We start from the raw sequence: 13,695 nt of genomic DNA on the forward strand, positions 1-13,695 counted from the left end.
TTGACCCCATGGCAGACCGCCCATCCCGCAACCCCTACGCCGCCGCTGCGGCCCCCGTTCCTGCGCCCCGGCGCCGGCGCGGTTGGCGCATTGCGCTGTGGACCTTGGCCGCGCTGCTGGCCCTGGTCGCGATCGTTCTTGGTGCGGCGTGGTGGTGGGCCGGTGGCCAGGCCTCGCTGGCGACCACGCTGGACCGGGCGGCGCGCTACCTGCCAGCCGACCAACGGCTCGAAACCCGTGACGTGACGGGCTCGCTGCGCGCGGGTGGCCACATCGGCTGGCTGCGCTGGAGCAGCCCCACGCTGGCGGTCGAGGTGAACGACGCGCGCATCGGCTGGCAATTGGCCCCGCTGCTGCAACGCCAGTTGACGCTGGGCGAGGTGCATGCTGCCGAGGTGCGCATCACGCCGCAGGGCCCGCCCCGCACCGAACCCGAAGCACCGCCGCAGCCGCTGGAATCGCTGGTGCTGCCGCTGCGCATCGACGTGCCCTTTCGCGTGGATTCGATCATCTGGGCCGCGCCCAGCCCAGTCATAGCGCAAGGTTTGGCGGGCCGCTACCGCTACGACGGCACGCACCACCGCCTGGTGGTGGACAACGTGGCGTTCGCCCAAGGCATTTATTCGGGCCAGGCCACCGTGCAGGCCCAGTCGCCCATGGCGCTGGAGCTGCGGGCCGACGGCACCGTGCGCACGGCATCGCCGGGCGGCGGGGACGACCTCGAAGCCAAGGCCCACGCCGAGGCCAAAGGCACGCTGGCCACCGCGGCGGCTCGCCTGCAGATCACCGCGCAACTGCAGGCCCAGACCGCAGCGCCGTTGACAACGAGTGCCCCATTGCCCTCGGCATCCGCTCCCACAGCCGCACGCGCCCCTTCAAACACCGCTTCCAAAACAGCAGCTACCAAGCCAGCCAAGTCTGTGGCCCGCTCTGCACTACCGGCCGAGCCCATGCGCGCCGATGTGCAGGCAGAGGTCGCGCCCTGGGCAACGCAGCCGCTGGTGCAGGCCAAGGCTGATGTCGCCTCGCTCGACCTCGCCGCCCTGTGGCCGCAGGCGCCCGCCACGTTGCTGAGCGGGCAAGTGCGCGTGGACCCGGCTGCGGCCGCGCCTGGCGCTGCCACCACCGGCTGGGCCATCGCAGCGCAACTGCGCAATGCCCTGCCCGGCCCCTGGGACCAGGCCAAGCTGCCGCTGGAGGGCATCGACGCCCAGGTCGATTTCGACGGTGCGCAATGGACCATTCCTGAAGCCACCGCCCGCATCGGCAACGGCACCGTCGCACTGCAAGGCCGCTTCACCCCTGCCACGCGTGCCATGGAAGGCCGCGCCGAAGTGCGTGGCCTGCGCCCCAGCGCCGTGTACAGCACGCTCGACGCCACGCCCATCGCGGGGCAAGCCCAGGCCCGCAGCGAAGGCGGCGACGACGATCCGCTGGTGCGCTTTTCCGCCGACCTGCGCGCCACCGGGGCTGCGGCACCGCGCCGCGCGGGCTCCGGCGCGGCGCTGCGTGTCGAGCGCCTGAACACCGAAGGCACCTGGCAAGGCAGCCGGCTCACGCTCGCGCGCCTGCAGTTGGATGCCTTGCAAGCTCAGGTCAACGCACAGTCACTGCAGATCGGCACGGCCGACCTGTCGGTGAAAGGCCAGTTGCAGGCCACCGTGCCCGGCGCCACGGCGAAGCTGGATGGCCAGATCGCCCCGCGCGCAGGCGACGGGCAGTTGGAATTGCGCGTGGCCGATGCACAGCGCGTACAGCACTGGGTCGAGTCACTGCCCGGTCTGGCCACGGCCCTGCGCGGCGCGGCCATGCAAGGCGACGCCCAGTTCACCACCCGCTGGAACGGCGGCTGGCAGACCCTGCAGCGGCAATTGCAGGCGGCAGGCTTGCTCGCGCCGGCCGCCGCAGGCACGGCCCGCGCCGCTGCCAGCGAGCGGTTCGAATGGCAGGCCCGGCTCACCGCGCCGCGCTTCGATGTCTCGTTGCCCGCCAGCGGCTCGGCGGCGCCCCTGTCCGTTCGGCTCACGGCCGTGCGCGCCGATGCGGCCGGTGGATTGGCCCAATCCACCCTGTCGCTGGACGGCGAGGCACGCGTGGACCGGCGCCGGCTCGACCTGCGCCTGCGCGGCACCGGGGGCACGGCGACGCCCGGCCAATGGAGCGCCCAGATCACAGAACTGCGCGCCCAGGCACGCGACGAACAATTGCCCGGCCCCTGGACGGTGCAGTTCAACCAGCCCCTGTCCATCACCACGCGCCAGGCGCCCGGCCTGCAGGTGGAAACCTCGGGCGGCGGCGCCACCGTCTCAGGCCCTGCGCCGGGGCAAGTCACGCTGAGCTGGGAGCCCGTGCGCTTTGCGCAGGGCGCCAACGGCGCCATCGCGCTGCGCACCCAGGGCCGCCTGCAAGGCCTGCCCATGGCCTGGACCGACGCATTCGGTCCGCAGGGCCAGGAAGCGCTGCAGCGCCTGGGCCTTGCAGGCAATCTGGTGTTCGACGGCGACTGGGATGTGGACGCTGGCGAAACCCTGCGCGCCACGGCCAGCGTGCGGCGCGCCAGCGGCGACATCCGCGTGCTGGCCGGCAGTGCCCCGCCCGCGACCACAGTGGTGCGCAGCAGCGGCCAGGGCCAGGGCGCCGGCCGTGCGCAGGCCAGCGAAGGGCCCGGCACGCCCGCCGGCGTGCGCCAGGCCGAAGTGCAACTGCAGGCCGAGGGCGACACCGTGCGCGCCCGCCTGCAATGGGACAGCGAACGCGCGGGCCGCGTCCAGGCCGAAGGCAGCACCCGCCTGGCCCGTGCGGACGGCGGCTGGCAATGGCCTGCCGATGCCCCGCTGGCCGCCACCGTGCGCGCGCAGTTGCCGGACGTGGGCGTGTGGTCGGCACTCGCACCGCCGGGCTGGCGCGTGAAAGGCACGCTGGACGCCAACGTCGCCCTGGCAGGCAATCGCACCGCCCCCCGCTGGAGCGGCACGCTGGGGGCCGACCAGTTGTCGGTGCGGTCGCTGATCGACGGTGTGGACCTGCAGGACGGCCGGCTGCGCGCCACCTTGAACGGCGACCGGCTCGACATCACCGAATTCCGCGTGAACGGCGGCCAGGGCAGCAACGCGCGCATCGCCGGCTTCAGCGGCAACCGCACTGCGGCACCGAAGGACGGCGGCACCCTCACGGGCAAGGGCAGCGTGTCATGGAGCACCGGCGCAAGCGCCGCGGCCTCGTCCGGCATAGCGATGGATTTCGACGCCGAAGCGCGCGCGCTGCAGGTGCTGGTGCGCGCGGACCGGCAGGTCAGCGTGTCCGGCAACCTCCAGGCACGGCTGCGGCAGGGCCAGTTCACCCTGCGCGGCAAGCTCACCACCGACCGCGCCACCATCATCCTGCCCGAGGCCGGCGCGCCCAGCCTGGGCACCGACGTGGTCGTGCGCTCGGCGGCCAAAGACCGCGAAACCGTCAAGCAGGCCGAACGTGCCGGCGAGGCCGCAGGCCGCGTCGAAGCCGCCAAGCCTCCGGACATCGCCGTCACCCTCAACCTGGGCGACGACTTCGCATTGCAGGGGCATGGCATCACCACGCGCCTGGCCGGCGAGCTGGAAATCCGCGGCGCCACCGTGCCCGGTGCACCGCCACGCGTCACCGGCGAAGTGCGCACCGTGGAAGGCCGCTACCGCGCCTGGGGCCAGTCGCTCGATGTGGAAACGGGTCTGGCGCGCTTCAACGGCCCGTACGACAACCCGGCGCTCGACATCCTCGCCATCCGACCCAACATCAGCGTGCGCGCCGGCGTGCAGGTCACCGGCTCGGCCAAGGCACCGCGCGTGCGGCTCTATTCCGACCCGGAACTGCCCGATGCGGAAAAACTCTCCTGGGTGGTGCTGGGCCGCAGCGGCGCCGCCGGCGGCGCCGAAGCCGCGCTGCTGCAACAGGCCGCGCTCGCCCTGCTGGGCGGCAACGGCAATTCCGGTGCGGGCAACTTCGCCAAGCGCGTCGGGCTCGACGAAATCGGGTTCAAGGGCCCGGGCTCGGGCGAGGACGCTTCGGCAGCGGCGCTCACCTTCGGCAAGCGGCTGTCCAAAGACCTGTACGTGACCTACGAACGCAGCCTTTCGGGTGCCCTGGGCACGCTGTATATCTTTTATGACCTGACCAAGAGCCTCACGCTGCGCGGCCAGACCGGCGCACAAAGCGCGGTGGACTTGATCTACACCGTGCGGTACGACTGAAAGGGCTCAGCCGGTCACCGGTGCAGGGCCTTCAGCCGGCGGCCGCCCTGGCGACCTGCGGTGCGCTGTACACCCGGCCATCCAGGTGCGGCAGATAGGGGTAGAGCAGCCCGCCCGCCGCCTGCAGCAATTCGAACTGCGGCTGCGCCAGGCTCAGCTCGATGAAATCGAAGTGGCACAACGTGCCGTACAGGCCGCCGCGCGGGTTCGTCACCGGCACCCCGTGGTAGGCCACCACCACCCCGCGGAAGGAACTGGACAGCAACCGATCGTCATGCATCGAGTTGTCCACCAATAGCGAGCCATCGCGCAGCACGAACTGGCAAAAGCTGTTGTCCAGTGCCACCACGGCCAGCGCCTCCGGCCGAATCTCGTGCTGCTTGTCGTAGAGAAAGACGTTGATGAGCTGCGACTCGATCACTTGAAAAACCCCCGTGTACCGATGCGGCACTCCGCGGTTCAGGGCCTCCATGGCAGGATAAAGTCCGTCCGCTTGAAGCAGCGCGTGGAACTGTGGAGGCGTCATCGAGAGGGTCATTGCGGGAGGCATTTTAGGCGTTCGCCCCGCTGGAGGCTCTGCGTACCAAGAGGCGCTTCCTCAAGCTGGTGGAAAAATGGTCTTCCTTCACGCGCTCTCAACGATGGTCCTCAGGCGCATCAGCGGCACCTTTACAATCGCCCGTCCTCCTCGTAGTTCAATGGATAGAACGAGTGCCTCCTAAGCGCTAGATACAGGTTCGATTCCTGTCGAGGGGACCAGTGACCAGTCCGTAAGAGTCTAAACTCTTCCGGACTTTTTTATAAATATGGAGCGAGGCGCGCGTCAATGGATAACAGGGGCGCCCAACCTAGAGAAAGCTCCAGTTCATCAGGCACATGATCTCGGGGCAGAAGACCACACGGGGCATCCACGGTATGGAGATACGCCGTTGATGATGTATCCCAATTAAAGTGAAGTTTTGGCCATTGGCTTGGTGGCAACCCTTCCAGTGCGTCGCGGTATACGTGCATGTTTTGTCCAGACGCTCAACTGGCTTTCATTGCGCTTGTGCTTGCCGATCTGAGCGCTCATGCATGTCTTTCATCATGTGCGCGTCCTTCATAAACCATTCGATCATCTCCCAACGGTCAAGCCTACTGCTTTGATTCCCCATGCTCCTGCGAATTTCCAAGAGCAGCGTTGCCATCAATGCAAGCCAGTGAGATGTCTTTTGGTCTAGTGGTCGTTGGTCTCCATCGATTTGATAGAAGAACTGCATGAGCGAGTTGTACGCCCGAACAACCTCGTCGTTGGCAACGAGAGAGAGCTTGAAGCCCACCTGTCTGTATTCAAACGACATCATGCGACTGACCGCAATTTCGTTCTTATTTTTGTTCTTGTATTTGGGATCTGAGGCGAGCGAAGCCTCAGTAGTGAAAAGCAGAAAAAAAGGATCGAGTAGCGCGTTGTAAGTGGCGATTCTGTCCTCGCGCAGTCTGTCCTCAAGCTCACGTATGCGGGCCTGCTGGTTGTCTCTTTCAGCACGAGCGGATTCGATCTTATTTTTCAGAGTCCACCCGATTGCCCCCAGGATTGCGAGCAACACGGGAGTTACGAGAGTCGCGATCGATGCAACGGTCTCAAGAACAGTCTTTTCTGCTGCCATGCGTGATTGTGGTTGGGTGTGAGATGAATCGAAGTGTAGGTCGCACGGTTGCGAAGCCCATTGCCCTCGCTGACGTGAAGTAGCTTTGCTGCCGATATGCCACACACGCGGACTGAACTGCCATCTCCTCTGGCCCCAAACGTCACATCGAATCCGTTGGTTTGACAGCCACTGCAACTCCTATGCGAGCAAGTGAAGTTTGCCATCTTCGCCAAGTTCGATGGCCATACTCCAGTCGTTCCACATCCATGGCGTAGGCGTCTGCAGCAACTCAGTGCCGCAAAAATCGTCTGCACACATCCCGGTCAGAAAAATGCAAATCGGTGCATGCATTGGCTTGGGCCAGCCATCAGATGCAAGATCAACCTTGACCTCAAGCAAGCGCGCGTCATTCGCGAAACCAGCATACAAAGTCGCTAGGCGGCCGTCCGCCACCTTGATGATGGCTCCATGAAGGCGAGTTATTGCCCATAGCGTTATGAAGTTCTTTGCTCCCGCCAGCTTGGCAAGATCCGCAGCGTCGACCACTCCATTGCACAAACACACCTGCACAAGATCTTCGTAAAGTACATCGTCGGTGAATGCGGGCTTCCAGACAAATCGATTGGCAAGAAAAAGAAATAGAGCCTCGTCGCTTTGAGACAGTGGATAGCCCGAAGTTAGCTTGCGTAGTGCTTTGTCGAATTTGTGTCGAGCGGCATCCCGTCTAAGTCCTGAGCCCATCTTGAGCTCTTCGTCTGTTAGCAAGCTCAGATTTGCCAAGCCTGCCGCTCTCAAGTCATCGAGCGTGGGTCTCAGCCGACGCAACCCAAGACTCCATACACGGAAGCTTGTAAAGATATCGCGGACTCGCTGAGTGACTGGGCCCTTGCTTCGCTGATCACGATGCGCAAGGAAGTCTCCGATCTCTCGAAAGCTCTCTTTCCCATGAGATGTCTCTCGTTGGTCGAGGAACAAGCGGTCGAGATCTTCGGCTTTGGCGCGACCTTCCATAAGTCGGCGTGCTCGTGCTTGCAACTCAGATTTGATCATTCAATGAGTCTCATGGGATGACGCTCCTCCGCGAGCACAGTCAGAGTGCTTCGGATGTCGCGAATGTTGGCGGCCTAGTCAATCGTAGCTGGCCGCCCCTGTCTATGAGACTTCATGCATTCGAAGGAAATGCCTTGAATTGGCGCCTTGGCAACCAACCGATACTGTTCGCATTCCACCAGTATCCGCATCAAAAATCTGTCACGTAACTCGTGCCCAACTTTGGTTTCAACGGCCAGTCAAAAGCCGTCAAATCCCGTCACAAGAATCCACTCAAAAAAAGCCTGGAGGCCGCACCACGCCGCGCGCCGCCCATGGTCGGCAGGGTCGGCAGAAACGGGCTGTTTAGAGGGCAGGTGAGGCGGGGTCTCCACTGCGCGCTCGGGGGTTCCGTCGTCTTCATCAGGGGAGCGCTGTGATAGCCATGCACGGCGGCTTGCCTCGTGGCAGATCAACCTTTGACGGGATATTGGACGGTGTCGCAGCACGCGGCATGATGATTTCGGGCGGGAGAAGGTTCTTTGCGCCCAAATCGCTTCGTCATTCTCATGCGAGCCGCTATGCTGAGCCATGCCTGAACTATCTAAAGACGTTGTAGCTTTGTTGCAGTACCTTGCACCAGGCTTCCTCGTCGCGTGGGTCTACTTCGGCCTAACCTCTCACATCAAACCATCTCAATTTGAGCGTGTTGTTCAAGCTCTCGTTTTTACGGTCGCTGTTCAGGCGATAGTCGCGATGGAAAAGTGGGGCGCTGAACGCATCGGATCAAGGTGGTTTTCATTGGGGGAATGGACATCTGAATCCACACTCATGGCGTCCATGGCTACAGCTATCCTGCTGGGAGTCGGTGTTTCAACATTGACTAACACTGATGGAATTCACGCCCTCGCGCGAAAGCTCGGGCTCAGCAAAAGAAGTGGCCACCCTGGGGAATGGTTTGGAGCCTTCTGCGACTGTCCCCGCTACGTCGTGCTTCAATTGAAAGACGGATCACGTATCTATGGCTGGCCGTCCCGATGGCCTTCTGAGTCGTCGAATGGGCATTTTTTCATTACTGACGTCACTCGGCAGGCCAATGGAGAAACGCAGGTGCTAGTTCAACTCGAAGGAATACTCATCGACGCGAAGGATGTAGCATCAGTTGAATTTGTCAAAGAACCGGAGACCAATGATGGCCAAGCCCCCAGCACCTGTGACCCCACTGCGGCCTAGCAGCCCACCGGACCAGCGCCGCGATCAGGCCAACGTTAACCCACCGGCAAGCTACGCCAAGCCGCCAATGCCACCAGCGCCACCCGCGAAAAAAAACTAGCCTAGCTTCCCCATCCTCATATGCGGGCAATCTGTTTTCTAGCCCGCACAGCCAAGCGCGTTTACTCTTTGTTTCCGCGACGAGCTGGGCAACATCTGGCGTCGTCTCCAACCGGGCGGCACTGGTCGTGAGTCATGTGGCCTCGCTTGGAATCCGGTCCAGCAGAAGCGACTTGCAGCGTTCGATTTAGAGCATCAGCTAACTTCGCGGCATGAGCGCCATCATGCGTTCGTGCGTGGCAAGTTACTGCTCAGGGGTCGCACCACCATTTCCCAAGTAGTCCGCCCACCACTGCATAAGTTTCGTCCGGTCAGCTATGTACGTGGTGCGGTGGTACGCCGCCCTGATCTCGTTCTGCTCCCGGTGCGCGAGCTGTCTCTCGATCACATCCGGGTTCCATCTGTGTTCGTTGGCCACGGTCGAGAACAAGGCCCTGAACCCGTGGGCTGTGGCGATGCTCTTGTAGCCCATGCGCGCGAGCGCTGAGTTGAAGGTGTTCTCGCTCAGTGGCTTGCTCGGGTAGTACGGACTCGGGAACACCAGCTCGCGGCCACCGCTGATGGCTTCGATCTTGTCCAACACTTCGAGGGCCTGTTTGGACAGGGGCACGCGGTGTTCCTCGCGCATTTTCATGCGCTCTGCGGGGATGGTCCACAGCGCCGCCTTGCGGTCGAATTCCACCCAGCGCGCGCCGCGTACTTCACCTGGCCTGCAGGCCGTCAGCATGAGCATGCGCAGGCCCAACACGATGCTCGGGGAGCCGTCATAGGCCGCGAGCTTGCGCATGAACTCAGGCAGCTCTTTGTCCGCCAAGGCGGCCCGGTGCTGGACGGTGCGGGGTTTGAGAATTTCCGAGGGCACCAGATCCAGAATCGGGTTGGTGTCGATGCGCTGGTGCGTGACGGCCCAGCGATAGATAGCCTTCACGCGCTGCAGCAAGCGGCCCGCCTGATCGCTGGCGCCACGCGCCTCCACCGCTTTGACCGCTTCCATGACCTCCCGGGCCTTCAGGCTGACCATCGGCCGTGAACCGAGGGCCGGGAACACATCCGATTCGAGTGAAGCCCGGATGCGGCCCATGGTGATGGGCTCCCAGCGGGTGGACTGGTGTTCGAGCCAGTTCTCGGGCCACGGCTTCGAGGGTGTTGCGGTTTTCGTGGACGATCCGGGCCTTTTGCTCCTTGCGGGCCTCCCCGGGGTCTTGGTTGTCTTGCAGCAGCTTGCGGGCCTTGCTGGCGGATTCCGTTGCCATCTTGAGGCTGATGTCGGGGTACACGCCAAAGGCCAGGCGCTTTTCTTTTCCTGCGAAGCGGTACTTCATGCGACAGTAGCGCCCGCCTGCCTTGGTGATTTCGAGATACAGGCCCAAGCCGTTGGCGTGTTTGCCAGGTTCAGAGAGGGTGCGGAGCTTCGTGTCGGTGAGTTTCAAGGGGCACCAAAAAGGTCTGGGGGCACAAAGGGGCACATTTTTCCAGCGCCTTTTTAGAAGTGAGTATTTATGCGGCCTAGCGGGCAGAATGTGAGAGCTGTCGAGGGACCATTTCACGGCAAAACATAAGCATGGGTCACTGGAGTCCGCCGATGGGAAATCAGCGATCCGGTGCTGGCTCCGATTCAGGACCCATCAAACCGTCTCGCCTCTACCGGCTCAACATCGCCACCACCGCGACGATCCCGATCACCACTACCGCCACCGCCCGCGCGGCCCAGCCGCCCAGGCTGGCGGCGGTCATGCCTGCGATGCCGGCCTTCACCGTTCCGGCGTGGCGGCCTTCGTGGGTGCCGGATTCAAAGGCGGAGCGCCTGCTGATCGCTGTTGATTGAGGATGGCCGCAGCCGGGGCAGGCCACTGCCTGGTCGGAAATCTGCCGGTTGCATTCAGGGCATTGAACGAGTGCCATGGGTTTCCTCTCCTGGTGGATTGAACGATGGCCACAACCTGCTTGTGACCATCGGACCATAGCCCGGCGCTGGTCCACGGCAGTTTCGAAATGCTTCAAGACGCGTTGCATCTACGGCGTCATTGGGTAGCCAGCCAGTTCCCACCGGCTGCCATCGGCAAAAAACAGCATCAGTCTCAAGTCGCCGGACGAGGTAACCAGGCGGAAGCGACGAACTTTCGACAACTGTTGATTGACCCAAACCTCCAGGCGCATCACCGGCTCATCGCATGCGGCCATCGTCTGCAAGATTTGCTCAGCACGCAGTCCGCCCTCTCCCACCAGTCTGTATCGGAATGTCGACCAGTTGCATACGCGTATGCCCAAAAGGCCGGCATTACGGGTACTCAAACGTACCGATGGGCCACTGTCCATCCCCACCCTCGGCCAATCGGCTCGCTCCGTGCCGTTGGGCTCGAAGATCGTGACCAGCGCCCATCCATCGGTATCCAGCGTAGACAGGTTAAAGTTTTCAAAGATTGGTCCTGTCGCTGGCTTGGTGGGTGGCGGCTGCGAAGCCCCCGCGCCACCCGCAGCGAAAGGGAGTGCGGCGCAAGCAACGAGAGCCATCACCCTTCGCATCTTCTGAGTCTGGTCAGGTAGCGCCATCAAGCGTTCAATGGCGGCGAGCACCCTAGCGCGCCCCGCCCAACTTCTCGAAATCCGCATCCAGCCGTGCCAGCGACGCCGAAATCTGCGCACGCCGTGCCTTGATCCAGCTGTCCTGATCGGCCACGCGCTGGGTGGCCTCGCGCAGCATGCGGTCCATTTCGGCAGGCTGCGGGCCGCCGGCGGTCTGGCGGTTCCTGACGATCGCCAAGGGGTCGAGCGTGGAGCGGAACTCTGCTTCGGACATCGGTAGCCCCTGCGCAAACTCCGTGCCCTTCACTGTCTCGGTGTAAATGCGTTGCGCCTCCGCATACGGAAACGCGAGTGGCTTGATGTCCTTGGCCTTGGCGTACTCCACGACCTCCGAGGCGAAATGGTGGCCGACGCGGAAGGGCAGCTTGTACTTGCGCATCAGCACGTCGGCCAGTTCCTGCGAGGCGGTCCAATCGCTGTTGAGCTCCTCCAGCGCACGCTGTGGGTCGATCACCAGGTTGTTGAGGATGCGGGTCCAGTTGTTCAATACGCCAGCCGCCGCTTGCACCATCGCGGCGTTGGTGCGGACTTCCTTGGGATCGCTCATGCCCGGGGGAATGTTGTGCGCCTGCAGTGCGGGGCCCATGCCCAGGTTGAGTGCCGTGGAAGCGTCGCGGCGGGTGCTGTTGAGCAGGCCGGGATTGCGCTTTTGCGGCATGGCGCTGGAAACGTACGTGTTGCCGCCGCCTTCCTGCAGCAGGATCCAGGGGCGAGGCTGGGCATATTGGGTCATCACGTCTTCGATGAAGCTGCCGGCATGCAGGGCGATGGCCATGACGATGGCGCCGGCCTCCACGGGCTGGTCGACCGCGGAGATCTGCGCGGCGTCGTACGCGTTGTCCACCGTGGCGGAAAAGCCCAGGTAGTCCGCCATGCGCTGGCGGTTCAACGGCCAGCTGGTGCCGTTGAGCACCGTGGTGCCCATGGGCGAGCGGTCCATGCGGGCATAGGCTTCGCGGATGCGCTGGGCGTCGCGCTCCAGCCCGGCGGCGATGCCCAGCAGATAGTGGCCGTAGCTGTTGGGCTGGGCTGCCACGCCGTTGGTGTAGTTGGGCACCACGGTGGCCCGGTGCTTGCCGGCGAGTTCGACGAGGGTGGCAGTGGTCTTGTTGAGTGCCTCGGCCAGGTGGAGCATTTCATCGCGCAGGATGGCGGACCGCGCGGTGGCCAGCATGTCCTGGCTCGACCGGCCGGCGTGCAGCAGCGTGATCTGGGGGCCTGCGGCCTCGATCAGCAGCGGCTCGAAGGTGATGACCAGCGAGGGCCGCTTGCCACCGGGCTTGTCGCCGTTGGCCAGCACCTGGGTGATGCCCCGGTAGACGAGGGGCGACAACGATTTGTCGAGCAGGCCTTCGTCGGTGTTGATCACGGCGGTGGCCTTGTTGATCTCACCGAGCCAGAAGAAATCGTCGTGCTTTCTGGCAGGGGTCTGGGCGCCTGCGTGGGGCACGAGGGCCGCCAGGAACATGGCGGCGGCAATGGCGAGTTGGGTGGGTTTCATGGGCATGGCATGTTGTCTCTGTGATGGGTTTATTTTCCCTGGCGCCGGTGGCCTTGGAGCGACGACGGGCGCGCCCTGCCCGTGCTCAGTACACGCCGTAGCGGTATGCGAAGTACAGAGCGGCGAGGGTGCCGACGACGGCAAGGACGGTCATTGCTTTGCGCATGGAAGCTCCGCAGGGAAAAGGCCATGGTAGCCGCCCCATGCCACACCCGCTGCCACCCGCCGCTGCCAGCCGCCTCTGGCAGCCGCCTCTGGCATCAGCCCCCATGCAGGCCCGGCTGCGCAACGCCCGGCCGCGCATCCCGCCGCCGCTGCAGCAGCGCCCGCACCATCACGGCCACCACCAGCGCGTTGACGATGAAGATGCCCGCGTGCAGCGCATTGCGGTGGTGCAGAAAACCGATGAACTCGAACGGCAGATAGATCGCCCCGCTGCCCGCGGCCAGCACCTCGGCCCAGGGCCGTTCCTTGAAGAGGCCGTAAGCCTCCACCAGCCGCAGCGTGGCATAGGCAGCGGCGCCCAGGGCCAGCAGGGACAGGCGCGCGTCCTGCAGATTGCGGGCCGCGTCCAGAAAGATCTGCGGGTACTTCGCGGCGGGATTCAGATGCGCGTGCTCGATGAGGCGCACGGCAATGGCGTAGAGGTCGCGGTGCATGAGCGACAGCAGCCCCGTGGCGGCCGCCAGGACGAGCAGGCCCTTGAAAGCTTCGAGGAAGGCGACGAGTCGGATGGCCTGGTTCATGGCAAGGCGATGGTGGTGGGCGAGCGGTGGGCGGATGCGCGCCCGGCTGAGCTGCGCCGGCCGATTGTCGGCGCTGGCGCTGCAGTGCGGCGCGCCTGGTCGCCTGAAGGGTTGCCGGCCTACAATCCGCCGCTGATGGCTACCCGCCCCATCGCAAGGTCCACAGCCAGCCACCAGGGTTTTGAACCAAATCGGCCTCCAGCGCAATAAATACTACGGCACATTGCTATCAAAAGTGAAGCAAGCACCTTCCATCGCCCTGCTGCATGCCGCGCGCGCCCTGCGCCGCTGGGTGCTGGCGTGCTTTGTGGGTGCGTTGCTGGTGGCGGTGGCATCGCCGCTGGTGCATGCGCGGGCGATGGAGTGGATCTGTTCCACGGCGGGCATGGTGAAGGTCTACGTGCAGACCGACGACGGCCCGGTGGAGATGGGCCAGACCGCCATGGATTGCCCCCTGTGCATGCCGCATGGCGCCCCTTTGCCGCCGGTGGCGATGCAAACGCTGCCGCAACCGTTGCCGCTCGGCCATGCGGTGCAGGCGATTCCGGCCGCGCGCATCGCGGCGGCCACGGCCGCGCCGCTTCCGGCGCGCGGGCCCCCGGCGTTTCAGCACGCCTGAGCCTTTTCGGCTCCCTTCGTTCGCCCTAGTTCGC

At 64.2% G+C, this 13,695-nt stretch carries 11 protein-coding genes, 1 tRNA gene and 1 pseudogene; 4 read left to right on the forward strand and 9 right to left on the reverse strand.

The features are described 5' to 3' along the window. Positions 1-8 precede the first annotated feature (8 nt). Positions 9-4,223, forward strand: coding sequence for a translocation/assembly module TamB domain-containing protein (locus BLT03_RS06825; protein ID WP_092741616.1), 4,215 nt, complete (start codon positions 9-11; stop codon positions 4,221-4,223). Between the two features lie 31 nt (positions 4,224-4,254). On the opposite strand, the gene BLT03_RS06830 is transcribed toward BLT03_RS06825, so the two are convergent. After that, on the reverse strand, positions 4,255-4,761 hold the full coding sequence (locus BLT03_RS06830) for a guanylate cyclase (RefSeq protein WP_139160338.1): 507 nt from the start codon (positions 4,759-4,761) through the stop codon (positions 4,255-4,257). Positions 4,762-4,907: 146 nt separating this feature from the next. Here BLT03_RS06830 and BLT03_RS06835 point away from each other — a divergent pair. Next, positions 4,908-4,982: transfer RNA gene (locus tag BLT03_RS06835), tRNA-Arg, on the forward strand. Positions 4,983-5,260: 278 nt separating this feature from the next. Here BLT03_RS06835 and BLT03_RS06840 read toward each other — a convergent pair. Both BLT03_RS06840 and BLT03_RS23810 read right to left on the reverse strand, forming a co-directional pair. Then, entirely contained in the window at positions 5,261-5,869 is a 609-nt protein-coding gene (locus BLT03_RS06840) for a hypothetical protein (protein WP_092741620.1), read from the reverse strand. 180 nt (positions 5,870-6,049) lie between these two features. Then, on the reverse strand, positions 6,050-6,901 hold the full coding sequence (locus BLT03_RS23810) for a hypothetical protein (RefSeq protein ID WP_139160339.1): 852 nt from the start codon (positions 6,899-6,901) through the stop codon (positions 6,050-6,052). Between the two features lie 570 nt (positions 6,902-7,471). Between BLT03_RS23810 and BLT03_RS23815 the strand changes: the two genes are divergently transcribed. Continuing rightward, on the forward strand, positions 7,472-8,113 hold the full coding sequence (locus tag BLT03_RS23815) for a DUF6338 family protein (RefSeq protein WP_139160340.1): 642 nt from the start codon (positions 7,472-7,474) through the stop codon (positions 8,111-8,113). 343 nt (positions 8,114-8,456) lie between these two features. On the opposite strand, the gene BLT03_RS06850 is transcribed toward BLT03_RS23815, so the two are convergent. From BLT03_RS06850 to BLT03_RS06870, 6 genes and pseudogenes are all read right to left on the reverse strand, one after another. Continuing rightward, positions 8,457-9,293, reverse strand: a complete 837-nt coding sequence (locus BLT03_RS06850; protein WP_245711267.1) for a tyrosine-type recombinase/integrase — start codon at positions 9,291-9,293, stop codon at positions 8,457-8,459. A gap of 154 nt (positions 9,294-9,447) precedes the next feature. After that, positions 9,448-9,759 (reverse strand): annotated as a pseudogene (locus tag BLT03_RS25075) (Arm DNA-binding domain-containing protein); the annotation flags it as partial. Positions 9,760-9,853: 94 nt separating this feature from the next. Continuing rightward, positions 9,854-10,114: a zinc-ribbon domain-containing protein gene (locus tag BLT03_RS06855; protein ID WP_139160341.1), complete on the reverse strand. Its 261-nt coding sequence runs from the start codon at positions 10,112-10,114 to the stop codon at positions 9,854-9,856. A gap of 111 nt (positions 10,115-10,225) precedes the next feature. Then, complete coding sequence (locus tag BLT03_RS06860; protein WP_175537685.1) at positions 10,226-10,723, reverse strand: META domain-containing protein; 498 nt, start codon at positions 10,721-10,723, stop codon at positions 10,226-10,228. A 64-nt stretch (positions 10,724-10,787) separates the two neighbouring features. Further along, positions 10,788-12,302, reverse strand: coding sequence for a lyase family protein (locus tag BLT03_RS06865; protein WP_092741626.1), 1,515 nt, complete (start codon positions 12,300-12,302; stop codon positions 10,788-10,790). Positions 12,303-12,556: 254 nt separating this feature from the next. Next, positions 12,557-13,042 (reverse strand): DUF2127 domain-containing protein, encoded by a 486-nt coding sequence (locus BLT03_RS06870; protein WP_092741628.1) that lies wholly within the window; start codon positions 13,040-13,042, stop codon positions 12,557-12,559. Positions 13,043-13,277: 235 nt separating this feature from the next. Here BLT03_RS06870 and BLT03_RS06875 point away from each other — a divergent pair, with 235 nt between their 5' ends. Further along, positions 13,278-13,661 (forward strand): DUF2946 family protein, encoded by a 384-nt coding sequence (locus BLT03_RS06875; RefSeq protein WP_245711268.1) that lies wholly within the window; start codon positions 13,278-13,280, stop codon positions 13,659-13,661. Positions 13,662-13,695 lie beyond the last annotated feature (34 nt).

It is taken from the genome of Paracidovorax valerianellae, assembly GCF_900102625.1.
Classification (GTDB): domain Bacteria; phylum Pseudomonadota; class Gammaproteobacteria; order Burkholderiales; family Burkholderiaceae_C; genus Paracidovorax; species Paracidovorax valerianellae.